This is a genomic window from Butyrivibrio sp. AE2032, assembly GCF_000702965.1.
In genome coordinates, this window is the sequence record NZ_JNLF01000003.1 from 893,016 (window position 1) to 909,493 (window position 16,478).

Annotated in this window: 23 protein-coding genes and 1 pseudogene; 2 read left to right on the plus strand and 22 right to left on the minus strand. The window is 42.2% G+C overall.

Annotation, left to right across the window (positions count from 1 at the left end; translation table 11 throughout):
- Positions 1 to 45 precede the first annotated feature (45 nt).
- Positions 46 to 543: an IS200/IS605 family transposase gene (gene tnpA, locus BO18_RS05885; protein ID WP_051688529.1), complete on the plus strand. Its 498-nt coding sequence runs from the start codon at positions 46 to 48 to the stop codon at positions 541 to 543.
- Positions 544 to 601: 58 nt separating this feature from the next.
- Here the strand turns inward: tnpA (BO18_RS05885) and BO18_RS05890 are convergent, their stop codons facing one another.
- The 15 genes and pseudogenes from BO18_RS05890 to BO18_RS05965 form a co-directional block, all read right to left on the minus strand.
- Positions 602 to 1,147, minus strand: a complete 546-nt coding sequence (locus BO18_RS05890) for a prolyl-tRNA synthetase associated domain-containing protein (RefSeq protein WP_034444471.1) — start codon at positions 1,145 to 1,147, stop codon at positions 602 to 604.
- Positions 1,148 to 1,748: 601 nt separating this feature from the next.
- Positions 1,749 to 2,150: a DnaJ domain-containing protein gene (locus BO18_RS05900; protein ID WP_034444473.1), complete on the minus strand. Its 402-nt coding sequence runs from the start codon at positions 2,148 to 2,150 to the stop codon at positions 1,749 to 1,751.
- Positions 2,151 to 2,156: 6 nt separating this feature from the next.
- A complete protein-coding gene (locus BO18_RS05905; protein ID WP_034444475.1) occupies positions 2,157 to 2,924 on the minus strand; it encodes an AlkZ-related protein in 768 nt (255 codons plus the stop codon).
- A gap of 17 nt (positions 2,925 to 2,941) precedes the next feature.
- On the minus strand, positions 2,942 to 3,640 hold the full coding sequence (locus tag BO18_RS05910) for a hypothetical protein (RefSeq protein WP_034444478.1): 699 nt from the start codon (positions 3,638 to 3,640) through the stop codon (positions 2,942 to 2,944).
- 97 nt (positions 3,641 to 3,737) lie between these two features.
- A complete protein-coding gene (locus tag BO18_RS05915; protein ID WP_242856518.1) occupies positions 3,738 to 4,154 on the minus strand; it encodes an AAA family ATPase in 417 nt (138 codons plus the stop codon).
- A gap of 69 nt (positions 4,155 to 4,223) precedes the next feature.
- On the minus strand, positions 4,224 to 4,841 hold the full coding sequence (locus BO18_RS05920) for a hypothetical protein (RefSeq protein WP_034444479.1): 618 nt from the start codon (positions 4,839 to 4,841) through the stop codon (positions 4,224 to 4,226).
- A 133-nt stretch (positions 4,842 to 4,974) separates the two neighbouring features.
- Positions 4,975 to 5,172: a hypothetical protein gene (locus BO18_RS05925; protein ID WP_034444482.1), complete on the minus strand. Its 198-nt coding sequence runs from the start codon at positions 5,170 to 5,172 to the stop codon at positions 4,975 to 4,977.
- Positions 5,169 to 5,297 (minus strand): hypothetical protein, encoded by a 129-nt coding sequence (locus BO18_RS35975; RefSeq protein ID WP_255350909.1) that lies wholly within the window; start codon positions 5,295 to 5,297, stop codon positions 5,169 to 5,171. Before BO18_RS35975 ends, BO18_RS05925 begins: the two co-directional genes overlap by 4 nt.
- Before the next feature lie 141 nt (positions 5,298 to 5,438).
- Positions 5,439 to 5,849 carry a peptide deformylase gene (locus tag BO18_RS05930; protein ID WP_034444485.1) on the minus strand — a complete coding sequence of 137 codons (411 nt, stop codon included), beginning with the start codon at positions 5,847 to 5,849 and terminating at the stop codon, positions 5,439 to 5,441.
- Entirely contained in the window at positions 5,849 to 6,163 is a 315-nt protein-coding gene (locus BO18_RS05935; RefSeq protein ID WP_034444487.1) for a TIGR04076 family protein, read from the minus strand. Before BO18_RS05935 ends, BO18_RS05930 begins: the two co-directional genes overlap by 1 nt.
- An 11-nt stretch (positions 6,164 to 6,174) precedes the next feature.
- The gene (locus tag BO18_RS05940; protein ID WP_034444489.1) at positions 6,175 to 6,495 is read right to left on the minus strand and encodes a putative quinol monooxygenase; all 321 of its coding nucleotides are present in this window, start codon (positions 6,493 to 6,495) and stop codon (positions 6,175 to 6,177) included.
- 104 nt (positions 6,496 to 6,599) lie between these two features.
- Positions 6,600 to 6,746: pseudogene (locus BO18_RS05945) on the minus strand (DNA-3-methyladenine glycosylase I); the annotation flags it as partial.
- Positions 6,747 to 6,759: 13 nt separating this feature from the next.
- Complete coding sequence (locus BO18_RS32470; protein WP_051688530.1) at positions 6,760 to 7,998, minus strand: immunoglobulin-like domain-containing protein; 1,239 nt, start codon at positions 7,996 to 7,998, stop codon at positions 6,760 to 6,762.
- Positions 7,999 to 8,202: 204 nt separating this feature from the next.
- Positions 8,203 to 8,814, minus strand: coding sequence for a rhodanese-like domain-containing protein (locus tag BO18_RS35525; protein ID WP_242856519.1), 612 nt, complete (start codon positions 8,812 to 8,814; stop codon positions 8,203 to 8,205).
- 39 nt (positions 8,815 to 8,853) lie between these two features.
- Positions 8,854 to 10,257, minus strand: coding sequence for an RNA-guided endonuclease InsQ/TnpB family protein (locus BO18_RS05965; RefSeq protein ID WP_081860930.1), 1,404 nt, complete (start codon positions 10,255 to 10,257; stop codon positions 8,854 to 8,856).
- Between the two features lie 95 nt (positions 10,258 to 10,352).
- Between BO18_RS05965 and tnpA (BO18_RS05970) the strand changes: the two genes are divergently transcribed.
- Positions 10,353 to 10,850, plus strand: coding sequence for an IS200/IS605 family transposase (gene tnpA / locus BO18_RS05970; RefSeq protein WP_051688532.1), 498 nt, complete (start codon positions 10,353 to 10,355; stop codon positions 10,848 to 10,850).
- A gap of 294 nt (positions 10,851 to 11,144) precedes the next feature.
- Here tnpA (BO18_RS05970) and BO18_RS05975 read toward each other — a convergent pair whose 3' ends face one another.
- From BO18_RS05975 to BO18_RS32475, 7 genes are all read right to left on the minus strand, one after another.
- Entirely contained in the window at positions 11,145 to 11,930 is a 786-nt protein-coding gene (locus BO18_RS05975) for an ADP-ribosylglycohydrolase family protein (protein WP_034444494.1), read from the minus strand.
- Positions 11,931 to 12,034: 104 nt separating this feature from the next.
- Positions 12,035 to 12,718 carry a vWA domain-containing protein gene (locus tag BO18_RS05980; RefSeq protein WP_034444495.1) on the minus strand — a complete coding sequence of 228 codons (684 nt, stop codon included), beginning with the start codon at positions 12,716 to 12,718 and terminating at the stop codon, positions 12,035 to 12,037.
- Between the two features lie 129 nt (positions 12,719 to 12,847).
- Positions 12,848 to 13,972 carry a macro domain-containing protein gene (locus BO18_RS05985; RefSeq protein WP_034444498.1) on the minus strand — a complete coding sequence of 375 codons (1,125 nt, stop codon included), beginning with the start codon at positions 13,970 to 13,972 and terminating at the stop codon, positions 12,848 to 12,850.
- A 15-nt stretch (positions 13,973 to 13,987) separates the two neighbouring features.
- A complete protein-coding gene (locus BO18_RS05990; RefSeq protein ID WP_034444501.1) occupies positions 13,988 to 14,956 on the minus strand; it encodes a DNA/RNA non-specific endonuclease in 969 nt (322 codons plus the stop codon).
- 27 nt (positions 14,957 to 14,983) lie between these two features.
- The gene (locus BO18_RS05995; RefSeq protein WP_051688533.1) at positions 14,984 to 15,397 is read right to left on the minus strand and encodes a hypothetical protein; all 414 of its coding nucleotides are present in this window, start codon (positions 15,395 to 15,397) and stop codon (positions 14,984 to 14,986) included.
- A gap of 202 nt (positions 15,398 to 15,599) precedes the next feature.
- Positions 15,600 to 15,977, minus strand: a complete 378-nt coding sequence (locus BO18_RS06000) for a DNA-directed RNA polymerase subunit alpha C-terminal domain-containing protein (protein ID WP_034444503.1) — start codon at positions 15,975 to 15,977, stop codon at positions 15,600 to 15,602.
- Positions 15,910 to 16,416 carry an Lrp/AsnC family transcriptional regulator gene (locus BO18_RS32475; protein WP_051688534.1) on the minus strand — a complete coding sequence of 169 codons (507 nt, stop codon included), beginning with the start codon at positions 16,414 to 16,416 and terminating at the stop codon, positions 15,910 to 15,912. The genes BO18_RS06000 and BO18_RS32475 overlap by 68 nt, the downstream gene beginning before the upstream one ends.
- Between the last annotated feature and the right edge of the window lie 62 nt (positions 16,417 to 16,478).

A 16,478-nucleotide genomic window follows, 5' to 3' on the forward strand; every position in this document is an offset into this window, starting at 1 on the left:
TCGGAGTTGTACAAACATTTGTTCTTTTTGGATGGAGAAAAATATATGCAGAAATCAGCAGCAAAATCAGTAACAAGATCAGAAAACCTTGATGACTACAGAAGGGGCTCACATTCCGTATACAAACTCACATACCATGTGATCTTTGTGACAAAATACAGAAAGAAAGTGATCACAGATGAGATTGGTGATTTCATGAAGAATTACGCCGCTTACCTCTGCGGGCGCATGAACAGTGAGCTCATTTCTGCAGAGACAGATGTCGATCACATGCATCTGCTCATCTCAATGCCACCTGATGTTGCTCCTGTGAAGCTCATCAACTCATTAAAATCACAATTATCCAAGGAAGTAAGGAATACATATAGATCACACGTAGAGAAATACCTTTGGGGAGATTCCCCCTTCTGGAGCGCAAGTTACTTTTGTGCCACTACCGGAAGTGTTTCGCTTGATACTGTTAAGAAATATATGGAAGATCAACACACAGAAGAACACAAACGCAAATACATTAAAACGGGGAAATACAAAAAGAAAAACTAGTGCGATTCATCCCACAACCGATTTCATCGGAAGGGGTTTTCTCGCACGATATTTATAATCAATCCTCTCCCACAAGATGCACTGTCTGTGGTTCATGTCCCACAGCTGGCAAAAACTTCTCAAAAATATCAGCCGTCCTGATCCTCAAGCTTGATGTACATACACATGGATGACAACCAAAAAACTCTGATGTTTTAAGATCCTCATCCACAAGGAGCTGCACTTCATGGTTCTTATCATTCATAAGCCCCATCACGCTTACTGCTCCGGGCTCGATATCCAGATATTTCAGCATGTCCTCTGCTTCGGCAAAAGAAAGCCTGGCTGAGTTTATCTGATTCGAGAGCTCTTTTGTCTTAAATTTCTTATCCCCCGGCATGAGCAGCAGATAAAACCTGGTCTTCTGTCTGTTACAAAGAAAAAGATTCTTGCACATCAATGTACCCAGTGCCTTATCCACCTCTTCACAGGCTTCCATAGTTGTAGCAGGATCATGATCAACTCGTTTATACTCTATCCCAATCTTATCCAAATAGTCATATACCCTGACCTCTCTGGGCAAACGGCCTTCACAGCTTACTGGTCTTCCATCAAACAATTCCATTTTCTTTAACCCTCATCATATCAATCGTCCGGCATTTCCTTGGTCTTGGTAAGAGTACCTTCATCCATATTTTCCCAGACTTCATAATCCCCTGAATGGCCAAACAATCCAACACTGATTATTATACGAGGCTCGAACTCATGACCTCTTCCATGCCATGTAAGCGCGCTCCCAGCTGCGCCAACGCCCCAATTTCCAACTTACTCTATTATATGTAAAAAAGCATGTTGCTCGCAACATGCTCGCGCCGAGCGCGGTTGCATTTATGCAACATATACCTTACGCGCGAGTGCGCATCCATAGCGGAGCGTTTTTTGTTTAATAGGAAATTCGGAGGAATTTCCTATTAAACAAAAAAGCACTTCCATGCTATATGAGTCATGAAAGTGCATCTATGTTAAATCCCCTTTTATAAGTGGGTTGATGTTGTGAGGAAGGCCATCAACAATTTGGGATGACCTTTTCACTTCATCAACAGCTCTTTTATTAACTTCTCATTTGATACCGGAGTATCTGTGAGATCTTTTGGTATGGTCAGCTCAATCGCAACATGGATTCGCTCTTACTTTATCCGGAGTCAGCATGACATCATAATCCATCATCACTTCCTTGCAGGCCTCAAGAACACTCTTTGCAAATAATGGAAACTCCTCCATGTCAGGATCCCAGACAAATCTGCCTTTGGCCATCTTGGATGGCGGCAGGGCTTCGTCGTAGATCTTGAACTGGAAGAAGATGTTCCACTCTGAGAAAGCTCTTTTGTTCTCAAAGGCATCCCATGTAAACTCGTAAGGTTCAAAAAAAGCTCTCCCTCAGATTCCCTGATCTTATTGTAGGCCTCGATGACCTGACGGATCTTTTCATCGTCTTCAGGATCTCTTTTCCTGGTGGGATCAGAGTCCGGATGATACATAATGAGAAGCTTCTTGTACTTCGCCTTAATCTCCCTGTCGCTATTCTCTTTTGATACAACAAGTATCTTGTATGCTTCCTTTAGTGTCACTTTCTCTTATCCCACTGGCTTCTTGCCAATAAGTTTTTTAATCGCAGAATCATCCGCCTCTTCATACATCTCTTTTACATGGTCAAAGAGTCTCTGCCAAGACTCAGCTGGGCTTTCGCCATATGCCTTAGTAACAAGATCTCTGCCCCAGACAGCTTCAGGACACAGCATGATAGATACTGCCATGCCATACTCGTCACCCTTCTTGTTCTTTCTGCGAACAAAGTCTGTGATCACAAGGTATGTCTGCATCTGCAGACCAGTGATAATGCCGGGGAAATTCTTGCTGCCTTCTTTTCCAAAGCCGCACTGTTTCTTTAACTCTGTAGAAAGAATCCTCTCAGTACTGTAAACAGTATCGCCGTCTTCATTCTCCGACACATATACATCCATGATGGTCTTCTCTCTTCTGTTAGCCAAGCCATCTTCCCAGCGCGCATCAAAGTCATAACCGCTACGCCTGTAATTAGCAAAATATGGAAGCCACTCCAGACTGATGAATCCCGCCTTCTTATCAAAGAATTTGCCATAGGCAACTTTGCCACGCCTTGCTATAATCTCACGCCATTCCCATGGATCTCTTGATTCATTACCGGTCCACCAGTACTTTGGATCAGTCCATTCCTCGACAGAGAAACCTGCAACATCATTACCAAACAACGGCAGGAATCCAACTTCATTTACATAATCTTCCAGTTCTTCTACTGTATGAATGCATTCAGGATGTTTCCAGTCCACTCCATGCATTACCCATACACCATTTTCTACTGACATATCTTTTTCCTCGACCTTTAAAAAAACAATGCAATCATCCAGATATAGCAGATTGTCTTTGGTATCATCATCATTCCAAGCATCGGCTTTTTCTTTGCTCCAAGCACTACTATCATGTAGCAGACAAAACTTATTGTTACAAGAACTGCCAACAGCCACTCCTGATACCATAAGATCAGGTACAGGACTGTGATCACGCCCATGATTACGAATGGGATATTTCTATAAAGCCCCCATCTAGTCTCATTGTCCTTCGAAAACCAGTGATTCTGAGGGAACAGACATAGGATGATACGGATTAATGCTAGCACATTCAGTACAAGATACAGAGTAAACTTCTCCGGCATTACTGAACTGACATCATACTTTCCATGCTTTACTGATAGTGCTGCAAAGAAGAAAATGTAGAAAACTGTCATGGTAATTGATGAGATCAGATTGCCAAGGCCAAGCCAGAATTCTCTTTTTCTCTGTACTTCTTTATCAGATGCCTCTTCCTTAAAATTGATTACTATTCTTGGAATCAGATGAAATGCATCTCCTCCACCAAGGAGTAGAATCATCACGGCACAGATTCTGAAGAACAGATTGCCTGTGCTTAGAGTACGGGTAACGAAAATAATTCCGGCGATGAGTGCAAACACCAGGTATCCGATGCAGAAAACATTCTCGCCTATTCTCATTCCTAATGGTTTTTCTTTTGATTTAGATATCATTTCCAGATTCTCCTAAACTGTTATATAAGGCCTTTGTTCTCCTTGGATGGCTCATCCCAGTCAGGTGGTAATTTCATTGGCATCCACCCTCTCTTTTCTACTCAAAAGCTGTACCTCCCAATATGCCCTTCATGTAAAACTCATAGACTTTGGCAGTCTCGTATCTTACCTCGGGAAAATCTGAAAGTGAATACAGTTCAGAAGTAAGACTATCCTTACTTTTTGTCACAAAATAGATCTGTTCCTTCATGTAGGTCTTCAGATTCAGATGAAGCACGTTATGCGTTGAGAATATAAACTGTCCTTTATGTTCCTCGCCGTTAACAAACGCCACAACTCTGTCTGATAGAATTGGATTAAGTACTCTGTCCATCTCATCTGCAAATACAACCCTGTTCTCATATACTACCCTGAATATCTGGACAGCCCATGCAAAGAACTCTCTTACGCCGGTTGAATCCTGCTGAAGTTCTCTTCGAATTTCATTGTCCTCAGCGTCTCTTCTAATTATCAATGACTTCCCATAAGGCTTACCTCCCGAGATATAGTTTCAATTATCTCCTTCCATTCCTGCTTATGCTCCTTATACCAGCTCACCCATCAAGCCTCCTTCATAGATATTTCTATACACCTTATCTGGATAAAACGGAAGGTACTCTTTGACCACAGAAAAATCCAGTCCTGTTGTTTTCACATACTTCCTCAGTTTTTTTAGAAGTTCTGCACCTTTAATTTCACTGTACCTATCTATATTGGTCATAAGATCAAGAAACTGTAATGCCGATTTATTACGTTCGGTGACAGTGTCCACAGGTTTATAGACAATAATAGTGTTTCCATCAAAATCCTGTTTTCTCTGCTTTGTCGTGGCCTCATTGCTGCATATCTCATAACATGAAGGATTCTGAGTTGTAAAACCATACTTATTCGCCAATTGAAGTCCAGTAACATAGCCAGAAACTTTCCCATTGGCATTCAGGTACTTTTTATCTATGTACTTATCTACAGAGATTCTTCCCTTAGTTCCTAGTATAGTAAGATATGGCAAATAATAGACTCCATTATAAAGTCGTTCCAACTTCCCCTCATCTACAAGCTTCTTCATTTCCTGCCTGAGATAATCCTTAGAGTTTCCTGGGAGTTCATCTATAAAGATAGGTTCGCCATTTGTATAATTTTCGATAATATAATCAATTACCATAATGCCTTCCTCATATATTTGAAATCATTTGTTTCACTTTTATAATATAACTTTTCCTTTATTTTTTCAATCATACAAAAAATCTCTGTTTAGCTACGCATTAGCCTAGTAGTATAAAAATCTTTCCGGTTGTTTATACCAATAAAAAAGGACCAGCTCCATCTCTGAATTCTTTGCTGATCCTCTCTTTTTCCTTCTTGCGGTTGTAGGCCTTTCCACTTGGAACGCTACTCGTCACGGGATTTAACTCTCCCCAGGTGCGTCTCTGCTTGGAATGGTACTCTTTTTGCTGTTTCTTACTTCGTTTGTCCAGTGAAACATATTTGCTCATTGTCTTTCCTTCGTTTCTTCCTTCTGAACCTTTTTGTTATATTTTGATGCTGGAATACCGAACAGTAAACATACCGGTATTATCGTAGCAACCAAAACAAGAATCAATAAAATCTGTGCAGTCATTATTATAAGCCCTCCAACATTTTTGGTGTTGAAATCATTATATCCTAGGTCGGAAGGCCCATATATAACTATATCGGTGATTACTAGACGTCTAATTTACTATCTATGCAAAACAAAGGCATCTCTATCCTATGTAAACGCTCAAATTAGTATTCCCTCAAAATGGTCGATTTCATGCTGGATTATCTGCGCTGTGAAATCCTTATACTTACCATGCTGTGGCTTGAAGTCCTGATCAAGATAATCCACCTCAATCTCCTTATATCTGGTGCAGGTTCTCACTCCATCGAGAGAAAGGCAACTCTCTTCTTTCTGATACTCTCCTGTTTTCTTGGTAATCACCGGATTAACCATCGCAAAATGGAATGGCCCCATAGCCACCACGATAATTCTTTTCTTCACACCAATCATGTTGGCGGCCATGCCAACGCAATGCTCCTGGTTGGCTCTTAATGTATCAAGAAGATCTACAACAACCTGCTTGTCAGCCTCTGTTGCAGGCTCTGACTTCTGTTGCAGAAACATTGGATCTCTAACAATCTTTTTTACCATTAGTCACTATCCTCATCCATCGTCTCAATCAAAAAACTCACTGGTCTGAATCCATCGTTACAGGAAATCATTGCGGACTTGGGATTCTTCATCCAACCGTCATAAAAGTTCTCTCCGCCATGTGCCAAAGTCATCACAAAAGGAGAAACTGTCTCCCATGCGCTTTCACAGAATCCTTCCGGCCTTTCCCATCCATTGCATATAAATGTCTGTCCAAGCTCCATGGAACAGGCATGCTCTATTAGATTTTCATACTCTGCCATAAGATCCTCGTATCTGGCAATCTTCTTAACAGTGATTCTTACTTTTTTCATAGCGACTCCTGTCACTTTCTAATAAACTTCTCGTCATCGCCAAGCTCATCGCTCACGAATCTCTCCACAGTCATATGCAGGTCATACTTCTCACGAAGTTCTGCAAGCTGCTTCATCATTGGACTTGCATGATGTGCATCAATGGCTGCCTGATCTGTCCAGCTGTCTATCAAAAGAACTGTCTCCGTATCATCAAACGGCTGGAAATACTGATACCTCAGATTCCCTTCCTCAGCTCTTATAGCATCCGCGATTCCAGACTTTTCCATCTCATCAGCAAAAGCCCTGGCAGCGCCGTTTTGTCCCTTATAGTAAAGATTTACTGTAATCATTGATCTTTCTTAGCCTCCAAAATGCATAACCTGTTTTTCCAAAAATCTTTTCTTCGCTACAGTAGGATACTTCCCGACAATCTTTTTATAACATGGGCAGTTCTTATCATGGTCCAGTTGAGGCCACACTGCATTACTTCCATCATCAGGAACTTAAACTGTCCCCTGTCATCATGCAAAGGCACGCCCCACTCAGAGTCGTGATACTTTATATTCAGTTCTGAAGACTGATCCCAGGAACAGTATGACATATTTTAATCTCCCTCATCCGGCAATCAAAAACTGTGCGCTCATAGTATACCGATTTAAACTATCCCCTTCGTCGCTGGCTCCTGAATCTAAAACTGTCTTGGTTATCTTGTATGTCCCAGGTTCAAGCTTTCCGTAAAGCCATTCCCAATTAGTTTCAATCTCAGCTTCCCCATTCTTTGGAATATTGTAGCCAATATCAGTGAAAACTCCATTATCGATTATCGTTGGAACCGCTTCCCACTTCTCACCTTCAAGTTTCTCAAGGGTGTAGTCTTCTCCATATATCAGCTCACCGGTATTCTTATCAGCATATTGCCTGAAATGAACAGTCAGTCCTGAAGGAGTAACATTACTTACGCTCATCATGAGTCCAAGAGCTTCAACTTCAGAATCTGAAATGTACTGTCCTATTCCGCCTTCAGTCTTGCTGGGATCAAACTTAAGCGTATCCAAAATAGTATCTGCTTCTTCCCACATATAGCTTATCCAGGAATCGCAGTCTATGCTCTGGGCTACTATCTGCGCACGCTCGTCTCCAAAAGTAATGAAATCCCAATGCTCATGATCATCATATGTACCAACATGAGCGGCATATCCCGCTAATGTAATCTCTTCCTGGGAAAGTCCCGTACCACACACGCCAAAACTGTCTGAACAAAAGAGCTCTATCTGCCCCTCATCAGCAGATTTTGGCTTCAGTATCAATCCATATAGACCATAAGTGAGCTTTCCCTCGTCCACTGCAGAAATCTCTGCCGTCCATCCTTCCGGAATAACTACAGATATCTCTCCATAAGGTCCGCCGGCTGTCGCAGTCTTCTTTTCATATGCACTTCCCGTGGCAAAAGAGCTCCATTCGCCATAAACTCTGTCGGCTCCTTCACCGTTAAAAGCCCTTACTCTTATTCTGAAATCAAAATAATCCTGGGCACCGGTAACATAAGAATTATCGACGATCTCAACAGTTTCAGGTTCTCTGTACTCTTTTTCTGAATAGTACTTATTCTCCTCAGAGACTTCGTATCCATCAGCACCTTCAACCGGATCCCATTCGAAATAAACCTCAGCGCAGTCTTCTCCCGGTCTCAAAACTCCGTCTTTCACCGCAGGCACACCAAGAGTGCTGGCTTCAACCGCTTCCGGTTCACTCACTGTGCTGGAAGCAGCTCCGCTATCTGCCACTTTATTGTTTCCACAACCTACAGCAGCAATCATCATAAGCACTACCATAGCAACGCATAATCTTTTCATACTGCTCCTCCAGTGCTCAATCACAGTCAAATATTGCCTTGCTCTCAAGTCTGTCTCCATAAGTATCCTTACACTTCTAATGCACCTCAGATGCGCAAACAGCTATGACCATTACTGTTTTCCATCCTTCTTATCCAAGCTGTTTGCAATAACAACATTTATTGGTTCAATCTCAACCTTCTCCCATGCTCGTCCTCTGTTGTCTTATACCTGCACTATCTGTCCTTTATAGGCGGCTATACCTCCGATGCTTTTTGCGTTATTGTAACCCATAGCCTTCATTTTTCTCACCGCCTGAGCACTCCTTGTTCCTCTAAGGCAATACACAAATACCGGAGTATCCTGGTCACTAATTTTGTTCTCAACATCCTCAATATTACCTAATGGGATATTTATACTTCCCGGGATATGCCCTCCCTTAAATTCATCTTCATTTCTTACGTCAAGGAGGACTGCCCCAGCAATAGCCTTCATATTCTCAACTTCCTCATTAATATCAGTTTTCCCTGCATATCTATCCTTTATCCCCACTACAACAGTTCCAACTGCGGCAACAGCCAATGCAATAAATCCATAAACCATCATGATAGCCGTACCAAAAATAGGAGCCTCAGGATTAGCACTGACAAAATAGTAGTAATAATACGTGTAGAGAATCATTCCCGCGACAGTCGATACAACAAGCATCAGGGATGAAATATAATACTCTTTCATTCCTTTTGCTATAAGCATATTCATAACTCCAAGTATAACAATTATGATCAGTAAATACCTGCTGATCAATGTTCCTCTCAGCTTATCTACTATGAAGAACATGAACCACCCCCACCGACTCCACGTCGGAAAGTGTTTCTGTTATGCCGCATGGCGGCATGAACCTGCAGGATGCTCTACGCACCCTACAGAACAGGGCATGTCCACTATGCCCCTATCCCATTGGCTTACCTTTGGGAATACTTTTCTTAAGATGTTTGCAGCTCCGTTTATGTCTGCATTTGTTATTGTACCATCGTAGTGCTTGTACAGGCCTCTCTTTATCCGCTTTCCTGAAAAAAAGTAGTTTTCTGAGCTGTTCTTTTTATACACGGGAATGCCATCTTTTGCTAAAAAATCTGCCTTTGATGTGTAGCTTTCTTCTGTAAGGACAAACCTTATACCATATTCAGCAAGTTTGTATCTGAGCATGTCTGCAAATATCAGCATTGGTATCTGCACAAAGTTCTGGTTATTGACATGTCCTATACCTATTTCCTGTTTCTGGTATGTGTTATGGCCCATCACCACTATGTCTACATGGTTATCCCTTGCATAGTCTACCAGATGTCTGCTCACCTTATGGAACTGATCTTTTATCCTTCTGTTCCTCTTTTCAGTAAGAGCCTTCATCTTCCTTGTCCTGTACCTCTTGTTGCATGTCATGGCACAGGAAGAGAGTCTTTTCATCTCTTTGTTGTAAAGCTGGTTGATTGACTTGATCACACCACCCTTTATCACAAATGGTCTTGCACCAAAAGTGTTTACAACAGCGGCGATATTGTCTGTTCCAGGATCTATAGCCATCACTCTCAGTTTTTTCAGTTCCTCTACCGCCGAAAGGTCAGCGAGGATATCCTTATCAGCCATGGGGATTATCCCTTTGTCAGGCACTGAAAGAACTACATCCAGAACAAAACTGTTTCCGCCGGGCTTTATACGGACTTCCTTAAGGCATACTTCTTCCGGGAGCTGGCCAAGAGACAGCCTATCCTTTGTCCCCGGAAACTTTAGATACCCATCCTTGATTCTGCATATCTGGTTCGTAAGGACAGCTGTCTTGAATGAACCGGAAGGCATATACCCCGGCATCCTGGGACGTCCCGTGAAGGCCTCAGGATTCCTTCCATATGCTTTTACAGCCTCAAAGAAAGACTTATAGTCCCTCAGAAGGAGCTTTAATATCTGCTGATTAGCCTGGGCCGGAAGGGCATAGTATGCCTTATCCCTTGTTGCCTTTAGCAGATGATCAAGGGCATTATATGAGAGCCACTTGCTGTCACCAAGATATTTGGTTCCAAAGAGACTATCCCTTACGAGCTTGTAAACCACCATCTGATTTGGAAAAAGAGGCTTGAACATGGCCATTGAATCGACCGATGACGAATACTGCCTTAAGATGAAATTTGCCCTGTTGTACAGGATGGCTGATGACCTGCAAATATCCCTGCAATAGTCGTAGAGTATGCGGTTTTTGCTTATCCTGTATTGCCTTGTTCTGTACACGGTTGTAAATTCCTTATTAGTATTCTATAGTTGGTATTATAGCACATATTTCGGAGTCATACAAACATTTGTTCTTTTTGGATGGAGGAAAATATATGCAGAAATCAGCAGCAAAATCAGTAACAAGATCAGAAAACCTTGATGACTACAGAAGGGGCTCACATTCCGTATACAAACTCACATACCATGTGATCTTTGTGACAAAATACAGAAAGAAAGTGATCACAGATGAGATTGGTGATTTCATGAAGAATTACGCCGCTTACCTCTGCGGGCGCATGAACAGCGAGCTCATTTCTGCAGAGACAGATGTCGATCACATGCATCTGCTCATCTCAATGCCACCTGATGTTGCTCCTGTGAAGCTCATCAACTCATTAAAATCACAATTATCCAAGGAAGTAAGGAATACATATAGATCACACGTAGAGAAATACCTTTGGGGAGATTCCCCCTTCTGGAGCGCAAGTTACTTTTGTGCCACTACCGGAAGTGTTTCGCTTGATACTGTTAAGAAATACATTGAAGATCAACGCAAAGAAGAACACAAACGCAAATACATTAAGACGGGGAAATACAAAAAGAAAAACTAGTGCGATTCATCCCACAACCGATTTCATCGGAAGGGGTTTTCTCGCACGATATTTATAATGTCATTGTAAATATACCCCAATATAATCAATACTTTCTTCATATACTTTTAACTTCCCTAATTATATGCAAAAAAGTACTTCGACGCTATATGAGACAAAAATCATATCTTTTTCAGTGAAACAATGTTAAGATGAGTTCACTCCATGTAGGGAGCCGTCGAGCACCTACATATTATAAGAAAACAGGGAGACTGCCAGTTCTGGTTGTTCTCCCTGTACTACGTTTATGTGGGATTACATCATCAATATCTCATATAGCTCCGGTGTCAGATACTTCTTCAGAAGCCCGTCCGCATCTACGTTTCCAAATCCTCCGTAAAACTCTTCAGCTACTCCGCCTGCAATAGCTCCGAAAGTATCAGAGTCGCATTCCAGGGAAAAGACATTTCGTATGAAGCTCTCGTAATCAGTGCTTTCGTAGAAACATCTCATTGCTGCAGGTACAGAGCCCTGGCAGCTCTCATTCCATTTATAGCGTGGGCGGATCTCATCAAGACTGTAAGCAATGCTGTACTCATAGTCAGCCTTTGGATACTGCTCAAGAACGTAATCATATATCTCTTGCTTGCTCTTACCATGTCTTGCCATCCAGATGCATGTTGCTGTCACAACTGCTCCCTTGATTCCTTCAGGATGGTTGTGCGACACCACAGCTGTTGCTTCAGCCATCTTCTGCATCTCGTCGTAATCTTCATAGAACTCGCCCACGAAGGAAGCTCTCATAGCTGAACCATTTCCCCAGCTGTTATAAGGCTCATGGTTATTTCCATTGATCCAGTTAAAGAACCTCCCTCCATATCCGGCAAATGGGTACTCACGGCCAACTTCTACCATTGTCTCAACCAGATCTACTCCGGTCTTTAGAGCCTTCTTAATTGCCAGAGTCATTACTGTATCATCTGTAAAACCAATTGCATCACCATCAGCCAGAGGTACATTCTTCCAATCAAGATTCTTTGGTCTGTCAAACTCAAACTGTGCTCCTAATATATCTCCTAAAACTGCTCCTTTTACTGCCATCTAAATCACTCCTATCTTTCCCTGATCAGTGCTATCGAAAAAGTTTACCACTTACGCTACTGAATTTCTTTACCACTCATTATTCTTGTAACATCCGGACATGATTATCTCCTGGCCTTTCTGCCTCTTTTCTGGAAGTCAGCATTGATCTCATCATCCCATCCACTTCCTGTGAGACACTTATCCACCTCAGCTGAGCAATCTGCCATCATTACTGAGCAAACAGCATTTGAAACTCCTGCGTAAACCTTCGCTGTTCCGATATTGTCGCTCACATAATTAACTGCTCTATCCTTGCGAATTCCGTACTTCTGAGCCTCAGCATAAGCATCGATATTGGCTCCGATGAAGATGAACTCCCAGCCATATTTCTTTTGCTGCTTCTTGACCATCTTTTCGATCTTCTCGCGAGAATATCTGCTGCTGGCATTCTCCATCCCGTCGGTAGTGATTACAAAAATAGTCTTCTCAGGCCTGTCCTCTTCCCTGGCGTACTTGTGAACATTTCCAATGTGATGGATTGCTCCGCCAACTGCGTCTAGAAGCGCTGTGCATCCTCTTACATAATACTGCTTGTCGGTCATCTTCTCGATCTTTTCAATCGGAACCCTGTCGTGGATCACTTCGCACTCATCATCAAAAAGAACTGTTGATACAACCGCCTTTTCTCCGGTCTTCTTCTGCTTCTCCATCATGGAGTTGAAGCCTCCAATGGTGTCTGACTCCAGGCCTCCCATTGAACCTGATCTATCAAGTATGTAAACAATCTCTGTATATCCTTTACTCATATCATTACCCTACCTTTCCGGTTTAATCACTTGTTCTGTCCCTCTGCAGCGGGGCTTTCGTCTGTTTGTAAGGTAATAATACTTCCCTGGAAAAGAAAAATGGTCAACCCGAAGGCGACCATTGTAAAATCAGTTAGAAAGCGGCTCCAAGCCATAATCAAACAGCACAATATCAATTTTCATTACGTTGTATTCCTCTTTTCTGATGAAATACTCCACCACCTTATCCGTCTGGGATATGGGCGAAAGAGCATATCCGGCAAGCTTAAGGAAATCCACCGCCTCATCAAGATTTAAGCGTAGTCCCACTGCTAGAGCAAGAACCTTTTCTTTGGAAGGATTGACTTGCCCCTTTATCAGCTTGGAAAAATACTGCTTTGAAATATTCGCAGCTGCATAAACCTCAGAATTCTTGAGCCCCTTCTTGTTGATAAGCTGCTGAAGATGCTTGGCAAAAGAGTCTGTGTAAATGTCCTTGAGCTCATCCTCAAGATCTTTTCCGGATGGCTCCGCCATCATTGGCGCCATATTACACATCATCATCTCAGAAGGTGCAGAGCCCACCATATCAAAGTCTGAGCCATCACCTTCTATATCATCAAGATGGAAAGTCTCCTCTGCCTTCCTTGCTGCAAACAGTCCACGCCTGCTGCCTTTTTCGCGTCTTCTTGCACCGGTATAGCTTATCGCATTATCATGCCTGTACTCTTCAGAAGTGGCACTCTCTACATAATCGTCATCAACAAAGCTCTTTACCTCATCGAAAAGCCTTCCTGATACGTCCACCGCTTTTTTCCCGAAAACCACAAGTGTTATGTCCATCTCGTGATCTTCCAGGAATCTGGTAAAAGAACTAACGGCTATATCAAGTCCCAGCTCCTTGGGAAATCCATAGGTTCCCGTAGCAAGGAGCGGAAAAGCAATGCTCTTGCATCCACTGTCATAAGCCATCTGAAGAGACTTGTCATAGCAAGCCCTAAGAAGCTGCACCTCATTATTCTTACCGCCATCCCACCAAGGACCACTGGCGTGAATAATGTACTTTGCATCAAGATCAAAGGCTGGTGTAATGCCAACCTCTCCAGGTTCCAGAGTGCCAATCTTCTTACGTTCTTCTAGAAGCTTCTCTCTGCCTACAGCATTATATATAGCAGAATCTACGCCATCGCCAATAGCCACAGCCGGATTAGCTGTGTTTACGATGGCGTCTGCTTTTACTTTTGTTATGTCCGCTCTGATAATCTGAAATGGCATGTGTTTTCTTATCTCCTAAGGATGGCACCTACCGCAAGGACTCTTCCCCTCACTGATCAGTTCATCCCTTGTCTTTGTACTGTATTCCTTGTTCTTTTCCTTCATATCCTTCACACTATCACAAGTAGGATAGTGGAACTTACCTGAATTCTTATTTACCACATATGTTGTTCCTGCCGGAATACCAGAAGCATCATTTCCTGCCGAAGATCTTACTGATCCATTCCCGGAATCTCCGCCAGTTATGGTAAAAGAACTTCTGTCAGCCACCACGTCTGCATCCGGCGCAAGCTTATTGCTGCCATCTGCATAATTTATTTCTATTCCAGGCTGAACATTATAGCAGAACACGTTAAAAGAAATTCCTTTGCCCTTGTCTTCTACAGAATATGCTTCAATCTTAACTCCGCTGCAGAGAAGGTTTTTGCCTTCGAACACAGGAGTAACTCTATACATTACATGGTTTCCAGTGCTGCGAACATAGTCTGCAACCTCATTTTCATAAAGCAGCATACCTTCAACATTCATGTAACGAGTGCCGGTAATAAGATTCTGCTCATTTGCATTCTCACCGGTCAGCTGGAATCCAATCATGTGGCATCTGTTATACAGATACGGAGGATCTGAATCTACCAGGCCAGGGTACTTGTTCTGTTTCCATCCGGTAGGTTTTACCATACTGATTGACTGACGCTCCTCTGTAGGCATCAGGTCTTTTCCTAGACATGCCATTGCAGGAGTGCAACGTCCCTGTTTATCAAGCTCACCATAGCTTTCATATGACTTCGTTGTAATCTCATCAGCCGTAAAACCAGGCACATTCTTATTCAGCTCAACCGAAGCACTTCCGCTATATGCTGGAATTTCATCCTCTGCGTGTGTCTTTACGCTCCAGAACAAAAAAGAAGACATACCCAAAGAAAGCGCCAGCAGCAAAGCAATTATTCTATTTGCAAAACTAACCTTTCCTAAGTATGTCCTCATATTCGTTTCCTCCGTCAATGAAAACCATCAATAGTTATCATTCCAATAATCTTCAGCTGCATCATAAGCTTCGTCTTCATCATCGTAGTCATCTTCGTAATCATAGAACTCTTCGTACTTATCATCTGCAAAGTCCTGTGCTGACTTGTAATTATGTACATCGTAGGAATCATATGATTTCTTTGATGACTTTGAGCTGCTCTTCTTTGATGAGCTCTTGCTGCTTGATGATTTTGTCTTTGAAGAGCTCTTACTGCTTGAACTCTTACTCTTTGATTTTGAGCTTGTAGTTTTCTTCTTTGAGCTGCTCTTGCTCTTACTTGATGAATAACTGCTAGTTGTTTTATTATTGCCAGCTGCCTCTACAGATACTGATGTCATTCCCACAGCTGTTATCATCATCATTACTGCTACTAAAATGCTTAATAATGTTCTCTTCATAATCCACAACCTCCATTTCGTATGAAAAGAGTTTTATCCTGTTATAAGCTTACCGCCAAGCAATTTCGTAATACATATTCGCTTTGGTAAAAAAGCTATTGGTATTTTGCTAAAACAGTAATAAACGATTTTGCTCTTTCTGATAATCCTATTCTGCCAGATTTCGAGTCCAATAATCCTCCCCGATTAAACCCGCATGTTTTCAGGTGTTCTTGCTGGCATTCAATAGAATTACCTCTTTTACGTATCCCTCTCTTTTCTCTTGAGGAAGTGCATTGTACTGGTATAAAAAGAGCTTTTCCATTATTTCTCTGCAACTCTTGGCGCCACAGTTTCTTATCTTAGCAATCTCTGTCCCTTCAGCTATTGCCTCGGCCAGTTCTCCGATGGTTCCATATCCGGCTCTTTTCAAACTGTTATATGCTCTGACGCCGAGGTCCAAAGCCTCAAGTGGAGTATCGCTCATCTTAGAGCTTAAGTAAAACTTGAAAAAGAACTTTCCGCCCTTTCTTTCATGTACCCTTTTTCCCGTTATCTGCTCGATTATCTGTGACAGTGTCTGACTCTGATCTGTGCTCATATTCTATTCCTCCGTAGACATCCTTGATGATCTCCCGGATCTGACGACAGTGAATCTCTAGAATATCCTCTCCGCCATCCTTGTTGATCATCTTTACCAAATACTTGAGGTCCTGGGGATACTTTGATACTGCCACAAGATGAATGTGATTCTCCTTGTGGGTAGTAAAGATCTGTCTTACAAAGGCAGTTCTCGTAGCCACATAGTCAAGAACACGCTCGAATCCATCAGAAGTAGTCATGATATCAATAAGCATGGTTATCTCATCATCACGTTTGATGTATGTGTTGTATTGACGAATGATTCCTGCCTTTTCAAGCTTATCAATCCTCTTCTTGGCACCCACTCGTGACATACCAAGTTCATCACCAATTTCCTGATAGCTCATTCGAGCATTTCCTTTTATGAGGCCCAAGATCTTCTCATCTGTCTTATCCATTTCCTCAGCTCCTTATCAGTGTCGACTCTGATGAGCACATTATATGAATCATAAATCCATTA